Here is a 19,043-nt window from a genome sequence, read left to right on the forward strand (position 1 = left end):
TCTTCTTACTTCTGTCTAAAATAGATTTGTATCGGTACACCAGAAAAATCGAAATGTTCACGCAATTTATTCTCTATAAAACGCTTATACGGTTCTTTAATGTATTGCGGTAGATTACAGAAAAAGGCAAACATTGGCGAAGTAGCATTAATTTGCGTAACATATTTTACCTTAATGTATTTTCCTTTTAATGCTGGAGGTGGATAGTTTTCGATAATTGGTAACATCACATCGTTCAATTTAGATGTAGGAATTTTCTTGCTACGGTTTTTATGAACTTCTAATGCTGTTTCAATTGTTTTGAAAATACGTTGTTTGTTTAATACTGAAATAAACACAATCGGCACATCGGTAAATGGTTGTAATTTCGTGCGAATTTGATCTTCGAATTCTTTAATGGTTTTATTGTTTTTCTCAATCAAATCCCATTTGTTAACTAAAATCACAATACCTTTTTTGTTTTTTTCAGCTAAGTGGAAAATGTTTACATCCTGAGACTCTAAACCATCTTCTGCGTCAATCATCAACATCACTACATCCGCTTCTTCTAAAGCCTTAATAGTACGCATTACTGAATAAAATTCGATGTTCTCTTTTACCTTGGTTTTTTTACGCAAACCAGCGGTATCAATAAACATAAATTCATGACCAAACTGATTATAGTGGATATGAATTGAATCACGAGTAGTACCCGCAATTGGGGTTACGATGTTGCGATCTTTACCAATTAACGCATTAATTAAAGAAGATTTACCAACGTTCGGGCGACCAACAATGGTGATTTTAGGTAATGCATTTTCTTCTTCAACAACATCTTCAAAGTGAGTAATTACTTGATCTAACAATTCTCCAGTTCCAGAACCTGTCATCGAAGAAATCGTATAAATTTCGCCTAAGCCAAAACCATAAAATACAGTTGCATCATTTTCTAGTTGATGATTATCAACCTTGTTTACAACTACAAATACAGGCTTTTTGCTGCGGCGAAGCAATTGCGCAATCTCATCATCTAAATCAGTAATTCCTGTAGTTACATCAACCATGAATACCAATACAGTAGCTTCTTCAATTGCGATAACTACCTGTTCGCGAATAGCAGCTTCAAAAACATCTTCAGAATTTGCAACGTAACCACCAGTGTCAATAACTGTAAATTCTCTGTTTGTCCATTCGGCTTTACCGTAATGTCTATCACGAGTTACACCGCTAAAATCATCTACAATAGCTTTGCGACTTTCTGTTAAGCGGTTAAAAAGGGTAGATTTGCCTACGTTTGGTCTTCCGACAATTGCGATAATGTTACTCATATTTTTTTGTTGAAACGTTTAAAAGCTGAAACGTTGTAATGTTAATTAAACCCATAATTGAGAGCTTAAACATTTCCTAAACATTTTGACTATCAACTATTAACCTTTTTGAAAGGGAGTGCAAAGGTAAGGTAAATAATTGGAACATAAAATCATAATTGGTTTTATGTTTTGTATAAGGAGCTAAACTATGCGCCTAAACCCATAATCTTTAACGCACAACTCGTAACCTTGGTTTTTTTATAGAAAGTTAGGCTATGCGCCCAAACCTGCAACCTTTAACCCGCAACCCATAACCTATTTCTAGCTATCGTATCCAAAGCTTTTTAAATAATTCTTTTTGCTTCTCCAATCTGGTAAAACTTTAACAAATGTTTCTAAAAATACTTTGCTATCTAAAAACTTTTCAATGTCTTTTCGGGCTTCCATACCAACTTTTTTAAGCATTGCGCCCCCTGTACCAATTAATATGTTTTTTTGCGAATCACGTTCAACTATAATTTCTGCAGTAATGCGAACCATAGGCCCGCTTTTGCTTTGTTCTTCTTTAAAGGCGGTTACAATTACTTCTGTACTATAAGGAATTTCCTTTTTGTAGTTAAAGAAGATTTTTTCACGGATAATTTCAGAAACTAAGAAACGTTGGCTACGGTCTGTTAGCTCTTCTTTGTCGTAATACGCTGGATGTTCTGGAATATGATCCAAAATCATTGGCAAAATACCTTCTAAATTATAGTGATGCAAAGCAGAAATAGCGAAGATATGTTTAGGGTTTAATTTCTCTTGCCAATATGCAAACTTCTCATCTACTTGCTCTTGCGTAGCGTTATCTATTTTGTTTAAAAGTACAACCATAGGGATGGTCGTATTAGTGATTTTTTCTAATACATCATTTTCATCATGCTTCTCATGAATGTCGGTAACGAAGAGAATTAAATCAGCGTCACTAAGCGCTCCGTTCACTGCACTCATCATCGAATCTTGTAGTCCGTAAAGCGGTTTTATGATGCCAGGTGTGTCAGAAAATACAATTTGAAACTCATCTTCGTTCACAATTCCCAAAATGCGATGACGTGTGGTTTGTGCTTTAGGCGTAATGATAGAAAGTTTTTCACCCACTAGGGCATTCATGAGGGTGGATTTACCCACATTGGGCTTACCGATGATGCTTACAAAACCTGCTTTATGCGACATAAAAATATTTTTTAAAATAAATTTGTAATGCAAAGAAACGAATTATATCTTTGCATTCCAATTCGGAGGAAGAGTTAAGGATTTAACAGAAACCTCAAATTGTATAGCGTGCGGGGTGGAGCAGTTGGTAGCTCGTCGGGCTCATAACCCGAAGGTCATCAGTTCGAGTCTGGTCCCCGCTACCAAAGAAGTTGAAATGACACTTCTTGTTTAATGGCCCGTTCGTCTAGGGGTGAGGACGCCAGATTTTCATTCTGGAAACAGGGGTTCGATTCCCCTACGGGCTACTAGTATTATCAACAAAACGTTTAAAAGGCTGTAAATCTTAGATTTACGGCCTTTTTTGTTTTACAAACACTTTAAAAAGTACATGAATTCCTATAAAATCAGTGAGTATTTCAGTGAGTACCTCTAACCAAAATAGGTACTCACTGAAAAGGGGCTAAAATACTGATTTACAGCAAGTCCAATATTTGGACATCTTGATTACGATTGACCGCATTGCTAGTTTTGTTTAACTTTTTAATGAGCCAGTTTATGAGCCAAAATTATTCTCTTCATTTTTTCTTGAAGAAACCAAAGTATTACAAAGGTGGTGCGAAAGCCATCTACATGCGCATTACTGTCAATAACAGTATCACAAAAGAGGCTTCCGTTGGTAGGATGTGCGAGCCTAATGATTGGATTTCGAGCGTAAACCGTGCAAAGGGAACTTCCGAATCTGCCCGAACACTCAATAGCTATCTCGATGCTATTGATAGACAAATTGAGCAAATCCATACCAATTTTAAAAAAGTGGGACTTGAAATTTCTGCGGAGACCATAATGAATAAATACCTTGGGAAAGAAGAAAGGCAGAAATTTCTGATGGAAATCTTTGCAGACCATAATAAAAAAATGGAAGTTTCCATAGGAAAGGGCTTTAAAGCAAATACCTTAAAAGGCTATAAATCTTCCGTAATACATTTAACAGCGTACTTATTAAAAGATTATAATAGCAAGGATATTGACATTCGAAAAATTGACCATGCTTTTATTATTGGTTATGAGTTTTACCTTCGTACTGAAAAGGACATAAGCGATGTTTCTGTAGCAAAATACATGAAACACTTTAGAAAAATCGTAAATCTGTGCCTTGCCCACCGATGGATTGAATACAACCCCTTTGTTTTTTATAAAAATAGAGCCAAGGCAAAGGATAAGGAATTTTTGTCAAAAACAGAGCTAGACGGAATTTCAAAAAAGGACTTCAATATTAAAAGATTGGAACAGGTGAAGGACATCTTTTTATTCAGTTGTTATACTGGTCTTTCTTATGCTGATGTGAAGAAATTAAATCGCTCCGAAATTAAAAAAGGTAACGATGGCAAGCTTTGGATTTTCACCAATCGTGAAAAAAATGAAATAGCTTCAAATGTTCCACTATTGGCCATTCCCAAAAAACTAATGGATAAATACAATGACCATCCTGATTGTAAAATGAAAGGTCTGGTACTGCCTGTTTTAAGCAATCAAAAAATGAACAGTTATTTAAAAGAAATTGCTGATAGTTGCGGAATTACAAAAACATTAACCTTTCATATTGCAAGACACACATTTGCTACCACGGTTACGCTTAGCAATAATGTGCCAATAGAAACGGTATCCAAAATGCTAGGGCATAAAGATTTGAAAACAACACAGCATTATGCGAAAGTTTTGGATGCTAAAGTTGGCAAGGATATGATGGCTCTTGATAAAAAACTCCGAGTGTAATTGTTAAGAATCTTTATCCTGTTTATTTAATAGACAGGATAAAAATATTCATAGGGAGTTGAAAATCTACTGCCACCGTTTCAGTTGTTTTCCAGTTTTTAGCTGATATTCATTTAATAGTCTTTGGTATAGATTTTCTTCCGAAGTATAATATGGCAACTTAATTTGTGATTTATCTACATCAGCATCGGCGGTGTTGCAACGAACATCAAAGCCAGCCAACTGCATTTCCGCAACGTTATTTGTCAATAATGTATCATCTGTTGATGTGCCTATTATTTCCATAGTCTTAGCCTTCCCATCATAAATAACTTCCCAAAATCTTTTCATAAAATTGTTAGTGGTTTTGATTTTTAAAATACATTATATGTTTCTAGTTCTCGAAAGTGTAATTTTACTAAGAATTTTTTCAACAGTCTCATCCTCGACTAACTTAGTAGGGAAGTAATATTCGATTTCTCCCATCAAAGGTCCAACTACCAAAGGTTGCGGAATCCCTGGTTTTTCGGTGTAAACAATAGTGCATACAAGTTTATTGTCTATGGGATGTCCAGCATGCACAGTATCATAAGGGATTTGATATAGCTCTTTTTTGCAGTGGATATCAGTGCCTTTTAGCGTTAAATGTATTGTCTTTTCGCTTTTTCTTAAAACACGATCTTCGTCTTTATTGTACCCTCCTTCATAAATTGCATACTCTGTACCGTTTTTCTCATCAATGCCATAAACATTATTTTTAATACAACCTTCAAACAAAAAACTATTGACGATGTAATAATGATTATGAATATCCATTGTGGGAGTTTGATTATAGTACTCATTATCCCAAATATGAATTCTTATCGACTCGTTATTTTCGAATTCATGGAGCTTTGAATACACAAAACCTAATGGATGATAATATAAATTACTTTTCAAATATGAGCTTGATAACAAAAATTGTAATAATTCATCTGTATGTATATCTAGTAAAAAAAGATCTTCAATAATAAATGCTTGTCTGAGCTTAATAAAATCAAAATTATGCATAAGGCTTTTCTTTTGATTTTATAATTTTAACTATATCTAAATAATCATTATCAACTAAACTGCTGTTTAAATTTAATTGGGATATCATATTTTTAACATCATCTGCAGAAAGCGTATCCAATTGATAAGCAAAATTGATAGATGTATTTACTGGTTTATATTCTTTAAATGTTTGTAGGATTTCTTCTTTATAAGTCCTGTATAAAAATGAGCCTTGTCTACAAACCAGAGCCGGCTCTTTAGGGTCTTCTTTTGTTATTATTGCTGTTTTTGAGCTCACATCTATTCTAAGAGTCGAAAAATTATTTTTTAAACAAATGGTTAAATCCAGCAAGGGATATTTGCACTTATAAATCATAGCCGAAAGTATGGTAGCTAAACATTCATTTCGGACAAAATCTTTGTTCCATGCTGTATTATCTTTAGATGCAGAATTGAGCCCTTTGCGAAAATTCGCATAATTTTCGCAAGCCGTGGTATTTGTCGGATCAATGATTTGAATCTTAATACTTTTATGCTGATTGGTTTTTTGGGCTATTTTTGCCAATTCTGGAATTGTTGAAGTTCGAGTGTACCTACCCAATCCACCAGTGAAGTACCATAAATCTGTGTCTGTTCTTTCCTTATCAAATAGCTCTTTGATTTTGAACGATTCTATTACCTCAAATTTTTTTTCGTCATCAGGCAATTCTATATAAAATAAAAAAAGTCCAATGCATACCGTAACCGTAAGGGAGACAAAAGCGCTGTCAAGAATTCTAGATAAAATAGTTAGCCACTTCGGATCTTTTGGAATTACCCCATTAGGTAAAACAATAGGTTCATAGTTTGGTAAAATATAAAATCTGGTTATCAGAATTGCAAGTAGAATAAATCCTATAGCAATTAGAAAGGTTTTCCTAGATTTCTTGTCCTGTAAAATTGTTTTCATATTTTTCTGATTAAAGTAAATATAGCTAGATAATTACACAATAATTAAATCACGTACCTACCGTGCTTATGGCCGATTAAAATATTGCGTCTTAAATAGTTTTGCTTCCATAAAATTTGAAGTTATGACTGCACTAGATTTAATCACAAAAGAAGATTTTCAGGAGTTTAAAACAGAACTTTTTTCAATTCTTGAAAAGTTTGGCATAACAACAGCTGAACAAAAGTATACCGAATGGCTTAAAAGTGGTGAGGTTAGAAAGCTGTTGAAAATATCTGCTGGAACTTTACAGAACTTACGAATTACAGGTGTTCTTCGATACACCAAAGTAGGCAAGATGTTTTACTACAAATATGAGGATATCATTAAAGTGATGGAGGACAATAAATCAGACAGGAAAGGAATTTTGCAATGAAAGCCGCATTCCCAATTGATGATTTTTTAATAAAGGCAGCGCAGGACAAGCAACTGTTACCCTCTCACCTCGCCCTTTTTATGGCTATCTTTTATTACAGTCCTTACGAAAATCCGCATGAACAGTTTAGGGTAAGCAGAAAAAGCTTGATGCAGTTTTCCAAGTTACAGTCTAAAACGACATACCATAAATGTATGCAGGATTTGGTGCTATCTGGCTATATCCTATATGAGCCGTCGTTCGATACCTACCAAGCCAGCCGGATTACCATCCTTAAAAACTAGCCCCAAAACCAACCGATAATTTTCATTCAAAAACCCAAAGTTTAGCTCCACTTTCGGCAGGTCAGTGTTGTAGTCCGAGTGGACTTAGCAAAGATGTATTTTTGCATGCAAAAATATCTTTGCTGTCCTTACGGCCAGGACTTCACTCGGAACTCGTGAAGTCTGAACTTTCTAAAATGTGCTTTATATGTCTAGAAAGAAAGCGAAAAATCAAGAGCAGCTATTGACCCATAATGTGATTATTAGAGTAACAGAAACTGTTTTCAATAAGCTGGAAAAAACGCGAATTGAAAGCGGCAGTTTATCTGTTGCCGAGGTAGTTCGTAAAATCCTTTCCAATAGAAAAATCAAGATTTTCCATCAAGATAATTCTATGAATGCACCTATGGAAGAAATGGCTCTGATCAGAAAAGAATTAAAGGCAATAGGCATCAACATAAACCAGATTACAAGAACCTTTAACCAAGATAAAGCAGAAACCCATCGGGCATTTTATGTGATGAAGGTCGCTGACCTCTATAAAAATGTTGATGCAAGGGTTGAAAGATTATTGGTTATTATTTCTCAACTCGCAGAAAAATGGTTGCAAAAATAAAGATTGGCAAAAGCATTAGGGGCATACTCCATTACAATGAAAATAAGGTTTCTGAAGGAGAAGCGAACCTGATTTTGGCTAGTGGTTTTGCAGGTGATATTGAAAAGATAAACCTTCAACATAAAATCAAAAGGTTTCAGCACCTCACCGACCTAAAGCCAAGCGTAAAAACCAATGCCCTGCATATTTCGCTAAATTTTGAGGCGAGCGAGAAAATTGACAATGCCAAAATGCAGCAGATAGCTATTTCATATATGGAACTCATTGGCTTTGGTGAACAACCGTTTCTGGTCTATAGGCACAACGATGTAGCGCACCAACATATCCATATTGCAACAACAAGCATACAGCGCAATGGCAAACCGATTAACCTACATAACATTGGCAGAAAAATCTCAGAGCCTGCTAGAAAGCAGATTGAAATAGACTTTAACCTAGTCGTTGCCGAAAGCAAAAAATTCAAACCCAATTCAGCCATCAAACCCATAGACCCTAAAATCATAAACTATGGACATATTCCCACGAAGCGTGGAATCAGCAATGTTATCAATGCAGTTGTGGAAACGTATAAATTCACTTCAATTGCCGAACTCAATGCCCTGCTAAAACACTTCAATGTCGTTGCCGACAGGGGAAACCAAGAAACTGAAATGTTCCAAAAGAAAGGTTTGCAATTCGCCATCCTAGATAACTATGGCAATAAGGTGGGCGTTCCCATAAAGGCAAGTTCATTCTATAGCAAGCCTACCCTGAAAAACCTTGAAAATAAGTTTGAAAAAAATCTACAAAAAAGAAAAGCCTATAAATCAGATTTGACCAGTCGGATAAATAAAGTGATGGGTAGATTCAATGCCATTACCGAACGAACATTAACCTCTGAACTAAATAAACAGGGTATAAATCTTGTCTTAAGGAGAAATGAGCAAGGCTATATCTTTGGAGCGACTTTTATCGACCATATCAGTAAATCCGTATTTAACGGAAGTGCCCTCGGAAAATCCTTTAGTGCCAAATCCATCAGTGAATTTATATCACATAAGGATGAGCTAAAAACCTATCTCAAACCAACAAGCCAGGAAAGAATATTTCTATCAACAGATAATCCAACTAAAACATACTTGGAACCAATAAGCAAAACCAACTATCTGAATGATCTGCTGGGAAGAACGGATGCAGATTTTGCGCCAACGATCAGTAAAACTACAAAGAAAAAACGTAGAGGTATTAAACGATAAATTATTATGAATACAGGAGAAGATATACAGGGACTAAGAAAGATAATTGATTTTACACGACTAATCAGCTTATTTATATTGAGCATCCATTTTTACATATGCTGTTATTTGGCATTTAAGCAATGGGGTTTTACAGTGGAAATTACCGACAAAATTATTGCCAATATTTCAAGAACTGGACTATTTAACAACTTGTTATTGCCAAAGCTGGCAACCTTGCTGTGTCTTGTTATTTCGCTCATTGGGGCAAAAGGTAAAAAGGATGAAAAAATAAACGTCAGATCAATAGTCACCTATCTGGTATCTGGGTTGGTCTTATATTTTATTAGTGCGCTTTGTTTTTACATTCAAGCCACCTCCACTTTAGTTGCTATAACATATATAGCTATAACCTCAATTGGCTACATACTTATTCTTACAGGTGGAGTTTTGTTATCAAGATTAATCAAAGAGAATTTGAACAAGGATATTTTTAATGACGATAATGAAACCTTTCCCCAAGAAGAACGGTTGTTAGAAAATGAATATTCAATCAACCTGCCAGCCAAATATAGATTAAAGGATAAGGTTCGTGATAGTTGGATAAATTTCATAAATCCGTTTAGGGGAATGCTTGTAGCGGGAACACCAGGGGCAGGTAAATCTTATTTTGTCATCAGACATATTATCGATCAGCATATCAAAAAAGGTTTTTCAATGTTCCTCTATGATTTCAAATATGATGATTTGAGTAAGATAGCTTATAATAAGCTACTGAACTACCAAAAGAATTATAAGGTTAGACCTTCTTTTTATGTGATTAACTTCGACGATTTGAACCGAACACATCGGTGCAATCCATTAGACCCAGCTGGTATGGAAGATATAACCGATGCTACAGAGGCCAGCCGTACCATTATGCTCGGATTAAACCGTGACTGGATAAAAAAACAGGGTGATTTCTTTGTGGAAAGTCCCATCAATTTTCTGACGGGAATTATCTGGTTTTTGCGCAGGTACGAAAATGGTAAATATTGTACCCTACCACATGTGATTGAACTGATGCAGGCCGATTATGACCCACTATTTGCTGTATTGCAACAAGAAGAAGAAATTAAGGTATTGATTAATCCCTTTGTATCGGCATTCCAGAACAAGGCAAAGGAACAGTTGGAGGGACAGATAGCCAGTGCCAAAATTGGACTGGCTAGGTTATCATCTCCGCAGCTTTATTATGTATTAAGCGGAAATGATTTTACGCTTGATGTAAACAACCCACTCGAACCAAAGATTGTTTGTGTTGGAAATAATCCGCAGAAAATTCAAACTTATGGTGCAGTGCTTTCGCTTTACATTTCAAGGATGATAAAATTGGTGAACAGAAAAGACCAATTAAAAAGTAGTCTGGTATTCGATGAATTTCCAACCATTTATTTTAATAATATGGACAGCTTGATTGCTACAGCAAGGAGTAACAAGGTTGCGACCACGTTAGCAGTCCAAGATTTTAGTCAGTTAAAAAAAGATTATGGCGCAGACCAGGCTGATGTGATTTCTGGCATTGTTGGCAATATCATCAGCGGGCAGGTTACAGGAAGCACGGCAAAAAAACTCTCGGAAACCTTTGGCAAGATTATGCAAGATAGAACAAGTTTGAGTATTAATAGTTCCGATACCTCTATTTCCAAGTCCACACAGCTTGAATATGCTATTCCTGCTTCTAAAATTTCTTCCCTTTCATCGGGCGAGTTTGTTGGTATTGTTGCCGATAATCCAGATTGCAAGATTAAGCTTAAAGTATTTCATAGCGAGATACAGAATGACCATAAAGCTATTGCTATAGAAGAACAAAATTATAAAGCCATTCCAGTAATAAAGAAGGTTACCGAAACTGATATCCAAGAGAATTATCTTAGGATCAAGGCAGATATTGAAAATATTTTTGAAATTGGGCTCAAGAAAATTGAAGATAGAAAACCTAAAGTCGACTCTGCTAAAGTTGGAGATAAAAATGAAAAGAATGACGAAGATTCAGGACAAGGGCTAAGTGTATCATTATAGGTTCAAACGATAAAATGTATAGATTAAATCGATTGGCAATAAATGCATGTGAATCAATAATGCTGTTTTTTTTCCGTAAATTCGTTATTCGAACACATGGGCAAATACAATGAATATACGGAAAGCGAACTTATAGAACTTCTGAAGCAAGATGATCAGCAAGCTTTGAGTGCCTTATATTATACCCATGTAAAAAAGCTCAAATACTTTATCCAAAGGACAGCCCAGTCTCCATTCTTGGCTGAAGATATTGTTCACGATACGTTTATTAAGATTTGGGAAAATCGCCTAGAAATCGATTCGACTAAACCCTTCAAACCCTATCTTTTTACGATTGCAAAAAGAAATCTTTTGAATATGCTTAAAAGAGCCCAACATGAAACATCCATCATGTCTGAGATTCGCAAGTACTCAAAGGATGAAGAAAATACCACAGAACTTCAACTAGATTACAATGAGAGTAACTCCCTGATATCTGAAGCAATTAATTCTTTAAGCGGTCAATGTAAGGAAGTATTTGTTCGGTGTAAAATCCAAGGGCTTACCTATAAGCAAGCAGCAGAAGAGTTGGGGATAACTGAAAGCACTGTAAACAAACACATGAATAGGGCGTTGACGTTAATGAGGGAATATATTAAGGTAAAAAATGCGGTATCTGTGTTATTGGCTTGTATCGCATTAATCAAGTAATGTTTTAACCTAAATTCTTAAAAACTTAACCTCTTCTTAAAATTAATTTAACTTTTTTCAGTTTAGACTGGATGCTTTGTTGCTACCATTTGTATTAGTTATAAAAGCAGAATACAGTGGAACAAGAAATCATCAACCTATTTCAGAAATACATGGACAGGCAATGCGATGCGCAGGAGCTTGAACAGGTTTTGCTAATCATCGAAGAGGGAAAGTACCAAGAAGAATGGGAAGCCGCCTTATCAAGTGATGCAATAAAAATAATGCAATCAGATATAGACATTAAAAATCTAGATGCATCCCAAGCCTCATCATTAAACAAACGTATCCTAAATACAATTAACAGTGAGCCAACAATTATTCAGTTGCCTAACCGTAAAAGGATCTGGTCAAGAATTGCAGTTGCTGCCTCTATTTTAGTAATCGCTAGTCTTGGGCTATATTTCTATGGCAGTAAATATGCTAATGATAACCAAAATCAGCTGGCATACCAGAACGATATTGCCCCAGGTAAAAACGGAGCAACATTGACATTAGCAAATGGGCAAAAAATTCTGATCAAAGATGCTTTAGCTGGAAATATCGCAACACAGTCTGGTGTGAAAATTTCAAAGACTGCGGACGGACAGATCATATATGAAATTACAAACGACAATTTAGGTGAAATAGCGTACAACACCTTGTCAACTACACGGGGGGAACAAACACAGGTGCGTTTGCCTGATGGAACCCTCGTGTTTTTAAATGCGGAATCCTCATTAAAATATCCAACAAGCTTTTTGAAATCAAATAAAAGACAGGTTTCTTTAACTGGGGAAGGGTATTTTGAGGTTGCTAAGGATAAAGATCATCCTTTCATAGTTAACAGCAAAGGACAAAATGTCGAGGTATTGGGTACCCATTTCAATATCAATGCGTATAGCGATGAGCCGACGATTAAAACAACTTTACTAGAAGGCAGCGTAATGCTGAGTACCAGTTTACAGAAGGAAATATTAAAGCCTAACGAACAGGCTGTTATGAACGGCGATCGGATCAACATCAGGACAGTTGATACTGAAGAGATTGTTGCGTGGAAAAATAATGAATTTCTTTTTAAGAATGATGATTTCAGAACCAACATGAGAAAGATTGCCAGATGGTATAATGTCGAAGTTTTCTATGAAGGTGATGCGCCTGACAAATTGAGGCTAGGTGGATTCTCTTCAAGGTCGAGAAATATTTCCGAGATACTTAAATTAATGGAAAAAACTGGTGAAGTCCATTTTAGGATTGAAGGTAGGAAAGTCCATGTTAGCAAATAACCAAAACCTAATTAATACAATCAACAGACTGTTAAACCTAAACTAAATTATGTGAAGAAATTTTTACGACAGGAAAGCTAAGGCTTTAAAAAACCAAATCCCGATGGTGATCGGGAAATGGTCGATGTTTGGCATCGTTAATAATTAAATCAACTGTTTTACCGCAGGTGCCTCAAGATTCGAAGCTAAAAGGCATACTGCTTAAACCAAACTAAGCAAATGTATAAAATTTATACTAACAAAATTGGTATGCTTAACGAGCATATCGTTAAAATATGGCTGATTATGCGATTAACCACCGTTATATTAATAGCTACCCTGATGCAGGTAAGTGCCTCAAGTCTTGCCCAGCGTGTCACATTAAATCAAAAGAAAACATCTTTAGAAAAAATTTTTAGAGAAATTCACAACCAAACAGGATATGATTTTCTGTATAATAAGGATTTATTGGATACTAAAAAATCTGTAAACATCATAGCTAACAATGAGCCTTTGGAAATAGTACTCGAAAAATGCCTGGCTGACCAATCCCTAGGATATTCAATTGAAAACAAGATGGTAATCATTATAGCAAAAGAAAAATCCATTTTTGACAGAATAGTAGATGCTTTTAAGGCAATGGATGTATCTGGAAAGGTAACTGACGAAAATGGTTCACCATTGGTCGGTGCAACAGTAAAAGTTAAAAACACTAATATTTCTGCATTTACTGATTTAAATGGAAATTACTTATTAAAGAACATTAGTGAAGATGCGACACTTACAATTAGTTACACTGGATATATAACTAAAGAGGTTAGGGCAAATTTGAACCTTGTGACTGCGCTAAAAATAGGTATTTCACAACTTGAGGAAGTTACAATAAACAAGGGATACTACACAACTTCTCAGAAATTAAATACAGGAAGTGTTACAAAAGTTACAGGTGAAGAAATAGATAAGCAACCAGTTTCTAATCCTATAAGCGCACTTCAAGGAAGAGTGCCAGGTCTATTGATAACACAAAAAAATGGGCTACCTGGCTCCACCCTCGCTATTCAAATTAGAGGACAAAATTCCATTCAACAAGGTAATGATCCATTGATTATCATCGATGGAGTTCCATTTTCTTCAGAAAATCTTGCCAGGGCAGGAACTGGATTAAATGCAAACAGTCCCTTTAATACAATAAATCCATCAGATATAGAAAGCATCGAGGTACTTAAAGATGCTGATGCTACAGCTATTTATGGTAGTCGTGGAGCCAACGGGGTATTGTTAATCACTACTAAAAAAGCTAAGGCAGGGAAAATGTCAATTAATACCAATTTTTCTAAAGGGCTAGGGACTCCGACTAGGACGATGGATTTTATGGATACAAAGCAATATATCGAAATGAGAAATGAAGCTTTTAAGAATGACGGAGTTGTCCCAAGCTCATCGGATGCACCAGATTTAGCTTTATGGGATAATAACAGATATACTGATTGGAAAAAATTGATTTTAACTAATACTTCCGACTTCACAAATTTGCAAGCAAGAATTTCAGGGGGGACAAAATTCACAAATTATTCCCTTAGTACAGGATATTACAGCGAGGGTTCCGTTCTTCCTGGCAACAATAAAAACAAAAGAGGATCGGTAAGCCTAAATGTATCTAATATGTCCAATGATGAGAAATTCTCTGCTATATTATCTTCGAGTTACACAATCGATGATAATAATTTATCAAGTCAGGATTTAACAGCTCAGTCAAGCCTACCACCCAATATGTATGCCCCTTATGATTCAAATGGTAAACTTCAATGGAGTGATGCAGGCTATTCGTATGGCAATCCCTTTTCAGTTCTACTTGAACAGTATAACGCGACTTCGAAAAGATTAATAGCAAATGCAATTCTAAATTATAAAATTTTACCCAAAATCTCCATTAAATCCAACTTTAATTATAATATGGTTGAATACAATCAATATAGTTCAAGACCGATCTCATCACAAGATCCAGCTTACGACCCAAAAGGCTCGGCGGAATTTAATAAGGCAACTTCAAACATTTGGAATATAGAGCCACAAGTGGACTATAATACCCATTTATTCTCCAAAGGTACTTTTCAAGTTCTTATTGGTGGCACATTGCAGCAAAAGAAGGATGATGGTACATATGTTTATGGATCAGGATATACAAATGACATCCAAATAGCCTCTATAGCAGGGGCAGCAACCTCTACCGTTGAAAATGACTACAGTTTATATAAGTTTTCATCATTATATGGCAGGCTAAATTATAACTGGGATGATAAATATATACTTAACATTGTAGCAAGACAAGATGCTTCTTCAAGATTTGGCACTTCAAATCGACTTGCAAAATTTGGAGCAGTCGGAATAGCATGGGTTTTCTCAAAAGAAAGACTGATAAAAGATAATTTTCCTGCTCTGAGTTTTGGAAAATTCAAGGCAAGTTTCGGTACTACAGGAAATGACAGAATAGGAGATTACAAGTATCTAGATACTTGGATAAATACCACAAACTCCTACCAAGGGATTAAGGGAATTCGTCCTACTCGCCTTTTTAATGAAAATTATAGCTGGGAACAAATTAAAAAACTTGATGTTGGTGCAGATTTAGGCTTTTTTAAAGACCGAATTTTGGTTACTGTAGATCTGTTCAGACACCGTAGTACCAATCAACTCATTTCTTACAGTTTACCTGATCAAACTGGTTTTACAAATATCATCCGAAATATTCCTGCAATTATTCAAAATAAAGGGATTGAGATGTTGCTTACGACAGTTAATTTAAAAGGGAAAAATTTTTCTTGGAAATCCTCATTTAACCTTACCGTACAAAGGAATAAGCTTCTCGAATTTTCAGCGCTTGAAAATTCAAATTACGCAAGTACATATATCATTGGGAAGCCAGTTAACATTTCATTGGGCTATACTTATTTAGGTATTGATCGTCAAACGGGTATTTACCAATTTGATGATAAAAATAAGGATGGAATTTTAAATACACTGGACTACTCTTATCAAGGAACTACAGACCCTAAATTTTTTGGGGGACTGACCAATACCGTTCAGTTCAAAAATATGGAACTGAGTTTTTTAGTTGAGTTTAGGGAGCAAGTAGGGAGACATGCTATTTTCGGATATTCTAGTTTTCCTGGGAGTTTTACAAACCAACCAGTAGCTGCACTTGACCGATGGCAAAAACCTGGGGATGAGTCTACGTATCAAAAATATACCCAGGCGTATGGAACTCCCGCAGCTGATGCTGCATCAAGAATGCAAAATTCAGGTGCAGCATTGACAGATGCCTCATTTATAAGGTTGAAGAACTTATCGCTGTCTTACATATTTCCTGAGAGGTTATTAGGGAAAATGAAAATAGAGTCCTGCAAACTCTTTCTACAAAGCCAAAACCTGTTTACGATTACCAATTATGTTGGTGCTGACCCTGAAAATCAAAATCTTCAAGTACTCCCTCCTTTGAGGGTTATAACTGCGGGAATTAATATTAACTTTTAAAAAAACCAAGAATGAAAAGCTTTAACATATTACGCATCACACTGGTTGTTGTTTTTTTACAGCCTCTATACTCTTGCAAAAAATTTGTGGATATTCCTCCTACTCCAACCCAGATAATGAGCTCTAAAGTTTTTGAGGACGACGGAACGGCTACAAAGGCAATAACTGGTATTTATATACAGATGATCAGCACTGGTAATTTGTTTTCGTCTGGCAATACAACATTTTATTCTGGACTGTCCGCGGATGAACTATATTATTATACCAATGATACTAAACAGGAGTTTTTAAAAAATGAAATTAGTCCTACTACACATGGTCTAATCTCAACTGTTTTTTGGAGTCCCGCATATAAGTACATTTATGCGGCAAATGCATGTATTGAAGGTTTAGCCAACTCTGTATCATTGACTCCAACGGTTAAACAGAATTTGACAGGAGAAGCTAAATTTATAAGGGCCTATTGCTATTTTTATCTTGTCAATCTGTTCGGAGATGTACCCTTAATTACAACAACGGATTATGAATTGAACTCATTGATGCCAAGGAGCGCGAAAGTAAGTGTATATAATCAAATAATCTCTGATTTAATAGACGCTCAAAGCCTTCTCAATGTATCAAATATTTCTAACGGCAAAATTCGCCCAAATAAATCCGCAGCAGGAGCGTTGCTAGCTAGGACATACTTATATCGACAAGAATGGGCTAATGCTATCACACAGTCATCATCAGTTATCTCTTCTGGTATGTATTCACTCCAATCTAATCTAAATAGCGTTTTCCTAAATGGTAGCAGTGAAACAATATTTCAACTTCAAGCGGGGTCATCTAATATAAATACATTTGAAGGAAGTACAATAATACCTGCATCTGCGTCCGCAACTCCAACCTTTTTATTGAGTAATACTCTTTTAAATTCTTTTGAGTCTGGAGACCTAAGAAAAACAAACTGGATTCAATCAAGAGTTTTTGCAGGACAAACTATATTTTATCCGTTCAAATACAAAATTCGGTCAAATGCCACTATCACAGAAAACTATGTTTATCTGAGACTGGCCGAACAATATCTTATCAGGTCGGAAGCAAGAGCACAGCAAAATGATATTAGCGGAGCACAAGCAGATTTAAACATTATTCGAAATAGAGCAGGGTTACCAAACACAAGCGCCTCTGATAAAGTTTCTTTACTTCTTGCAATAGAGCATGAGAGACAGATTGAATTTTTTAGTGAATGGGGTCACCGATGGTTTGACCTAAAAAGAACTGGTCGGGCAAGTGCAATATTAAGTGCTCTAAAGGGGTCAACCTGGCAGGATACAGATATGTTATGGCCAATACCAAATTCGCAGATTAATTTAAATCGATACCTCAGCCAAAACCCAGGTTATTGATAGGCAAGGCAAAACCATAAATTATTTCTTTATGAATTTATAACCGTATCAAATGAAAAAACAATTTTTCGTTTTATTTTTTCTTGGATTTCAGTCTGCTTTTGCTCAGGATGTTAAAATCAATATTGGAGACACCATTCCTAAAATCCACCTAAAAAATGTAATCGGTAATCCAAGTGGAATATCGATTGATAACCCACCCAAAAAATTAATAATCCTTGATTTTTGGAGCCAGTATTGCTCGGGATGCATATCAGAAATGCCTAGGCTAGACTCTCTGCAAAAATTATTTGGAGATCTGGTGCAAATAATTACTGTAACAAAAGATAAGAAAGCGGATGTCGAACGCATTTTTTCAAAAAGATATGAGCGAAGTATGCCCCTTAATATATCTATGATAGTTGAGGATGAAATACTACATAAACTTTTTCCTCATATTACCGTCCCACATGTGGTTTGGATTGATGGTATGGGGAAAATTAAATACATAACCAGTGGAAATAATACCCAAAAGTCCACCATCCAAGATTTTTTGGATGGCAAGCCATTAAATTTCAGCGAAAAAAAGTCATATCCAGATTACGATAACACGAAACCATTTTGGGAGGAAAGTACTGGCACACTTTCTAAATACAATAAATACTATTCAGCTATTTCTAGATATGCACCTGGCTTAGATGCCTTCAGGTTTCGGGGGGAAACAATTGACGGTGTTAGACTTCTTACATTTATTAATATTAAAAACATGCCTTTATTGTCATTGTTTAAACTTTCCTGTACAGGATTGGTTGTGTCTAGTGAACTTTCTAATGATAATCGAGTTCAAATTGATGTTAAAGACCCAGAACCTTTTCGTTCTGAAGCATCAAGAAGCGGACTGATAGGAAACGATGAATGGCTTAAGAAATATGCTTTTGGTTATGAAGCATTAATACCCCCAATGACAGTTAAAGCTGCTGAAAAATTTATGCAAAATGATCTTGAACGATACTTCCCATATTCGGCAAAAATTGAAAAAAGAGAAAAAGAAGTATATGTAATTACGCTTGATACAAATGTTCATAAGATAAGTGCCAAAGGCAACAAGTTCTTTGCGGGTAAAAGCGAGGACGGAAAATCTTACACGTTTGAGCATGCTAAAATTTCTAGCCTATTGTACTTTCTAAATTCTCAAGTCAATAGTTCAATTCCTGTAGTCGATAGAACAGAATACAAAGGTGTTTTTGATGCCAAAATTTCTCTTCCAACAGATTTGAAATTATTGAATATTCAACTTAAAGAGTATGGTCTAAAAATTTCGCAAGAAAGGGAATTTATTGATATGCTTATTATTAAAGATAAACCCATCTCAAATCATTAAACT

Annotated in this window: 15 protein-coding genes and 2 tRNA genes; 12 read left to right on the forward strand and 5 right to left on the reverse strand. The window is 35.5% G+C overall.

What is annotated here, in order from left to right:
- Positions 1-5: 5 nt before the first annotated feature.
- Complete coding sequence (der, locus tag WC622_RS03450) at positions 6-1,307, reverse strand: ribosome biogenesis GTPase Der (RefSeq protein ID WP_372817319.1); 1,302 nt, start codon at positions 1,305-1,307, stop codon at positions 6-8.
- A 303-nt stretch (positions 1,308-1,610) separates the two neighbouring features.
- Positions 1,611-2,501 (reverse strand): GTPase Era, encoded by an 891-nt coding sequence (gene era / locus WC622_RS03455; RefSeq protein WP_372817321.1) that lies wholly within the window; start codon positions 2,499-2,501, stop codon positions 1,611-1,613.
- A 109-nt stretch (positions 2,502-2,610) separates the two neighbouring features.
- Here era and WC622_RS03460 point away from each other — a divergent pair.
- The 3 genes from WC622_RS03460 (at position 2,611) to WC622_RS03470 (ending at position 4,256) form a co-directional block, all read left to right on the forward strand.
- Positions 2,611-2,686 (forward strand) — tRNA-Met (locus WC622_RS03460).
- Positions 2,687-2,716: 30 nt separating this feature from the next.
- Positions 2,717-2,788: transfer RNA gene (locus WC622_RS03465), tRNA-Glu, on the forward strand.
- 250 nt (positions 2,789-3,038) lie between these two features.
- Positions 3,039-4,256, forward strand: a complete 1,218-nt coding sequence (locus tag WC622_RS03470) for a site-specific integrase (protein WP_372817323.1) — start codon at positions 3,039-3,041, stop codon at positions 4,254-4,256.
- A gap of 66 nt (positions 4,257-4,322) precedes the next feature.
- Here the strand turns inward: WC622_RS03470 and WC622_RS03475 are convergent, their stop codons facing one another.
- The 3 genes from WC622_RS03475 to WC622_RS03485 are packed head-to-tail and all read right to left on the reverse strand — an operon-like array spanning position 4,323 to position 6,216.
- Positions 4,323-4,586: a hypothetical protein gene (locus tag WC622_RS03475; protein WP_372817325.1), complete on the reverse strand. Its 264-nt coding sequence runs from the start codon at positions 4,584-4,586 to the stop codon at positions 4,323-4,325.
- A 33-nt stretch (positions 4,587-4,619) separates the two neighbouring features.
- The gene (locus WC622_RS03480; protein ID WP_372817327.1) at positions 4,620-5,285 is read right to left on the reverse strand and encodes a hypothetical protein; all 666 of its coding nucleotides are present in this window, start codon (positions 5,283-5,285) and stop codon (positions 4,620-4,622) included.
- Positions 5,278-6,216, reverse strand: coding sequence for a hypothetical protein (locus WC622_RS03485; protein ID WP_372817329.1), 939 nt, complete (start codon positions 6,214-6,216; stop codon positions 5,278-5,280). The genes WC622_RS03480 and WC622_RS03485 overlap by 8 nt, the downstream gene beginning before the upstream one ends.
- Before the next feature lie 124 nt (positions 6,217-6,340).
- On the opposite strand from WC622_RS03485, the gene WC622_RS03490 reads away from it, so the two are divergent.
- The 9 genes from WC622_RS03490 (at position 6,341) to WC622_RS03530 (ending at position 19,040) form a co-directional block, all read left to right on the forward strand.
- Entirely contained in the window at positions 6,341-6,631 is a 291-nt protein-coding gene (locus WC622_RS03490; protein WP_372817331.1) for a helix-turn-helix domain-containing protein, read from the forward strand.
- A gap of 471 nt (positions 6,632-7,102) precedes the next feature.
- Positions 7,103-7,510 carry a plasmid mobilization relaxosome protein MobC gene (gene mobC, locus WC622_RS03495; RefSeq protein ID WP_372817333.1) on the forward strand — a complete coding sequence of 136 codons (408 nt, stop codon included), beginning with the start codon at positions 7,103-7,105 and terminating at the stop codon, positions 7,508-7,510.
- Positions 7,495-8,745: a relaxase/mobilization nuclease domain-containing protein gene (locus WC622_RS03500; RefSeq protein WP_372817335.1), complete on the forward strand. Its 1,251-nt coding sequence runs from the start codon at positions 7,495-7,497 to the stop codon at positions 8,743-8,745. Before mobC (WC622_RS03495) ends, WC622_RS03500 begins: the two co-directional genes overlap by 16 nt.
- Before the next feature lie 6 nt (positions 8,746-8,751).
- Complete coding sequence (gene mobC, locus WC622_RS03505; protein WP_372817336.1) at positions 8,752-10,785, forward strand: conjugal transfer protein MobC; 2,034 nt, start codon at positions 8,752-8,754, stop codon at positions 10,783-10,785.
- A 96-nt stretch (positions 10,786-10,881) separates the two neighbouring features.
- A complete protein-coding gene (locus WC622_RS03510; RefSeq protein ID WP_372817338.1) occupies positions 10,882-11,475 on the forward strand; it encodes an RNA polymerase sigma factor in 594 nt (197 codons plus the stop codon).
- 116 nt (positions 11,476-11,591) lie between these two features.
- The gene (locus tag WC622_RS03515) at positions 11,592-12,779 is read left to right on the forward strand and encodes a FecR family protein (protein ID WP_372817340.1); all 1,188 of its coding nucleotides are present in this window, start codon (positions 11,592-11,594) and stop codon (positions 12,777-12,779) included.
- A gap of 219 nt (positions 12,780-12,998) precedes the next feature.
- Complete coding sequence (locus WC622_RS03520) at positions 12,999-16,289, forward strand: SusC/RagA family TonB-linked outer membrane protein (protein WP_372817342.1); 3,291 nt, start codon at positions 12,999-13,001, stop codon at positions 16,287-16,289.
- An 11-nt stretch (positions 16,290-16,300) separates the two neighbouring features.
- On the forward strand, positions 16,301-17,680 hold the full coding sequence (locus tag WC622_RS03525; RefSeq protein ID WP_372817344.1) for a RagB/SusD family nutrient uptake outer membrane protein: 1,380 nt from the start codon (positions 16,301-16,303) through the stop codon (positions 17,678-17,680).
- A gap of 52 nt (positions 17,681-17,732) precedes the next feature.
- Positions 17,733-19,040, forward strand: a complete 1,308-nt coding sequence (locus WC622_RS03530) for a TlpA family protein disulfide reductase (RefSeq protein WP_372817346.1) — start codon at positions 17,733-17,735, stop codon at positions 19,038-19,040.
- The last annotated feature ends 3 nt before the right edge of the window (positions 19,041-19,043 follow it).

The organism is Pedobacter sp., from assembly GCF_041662865.1.
Taxonomy (GTDB): domain Bacteria; phylum Bacteroidota; class Bacteroidia; order Sphingobacteriales; family Sphingobacteriaceae; genus Pedobacter.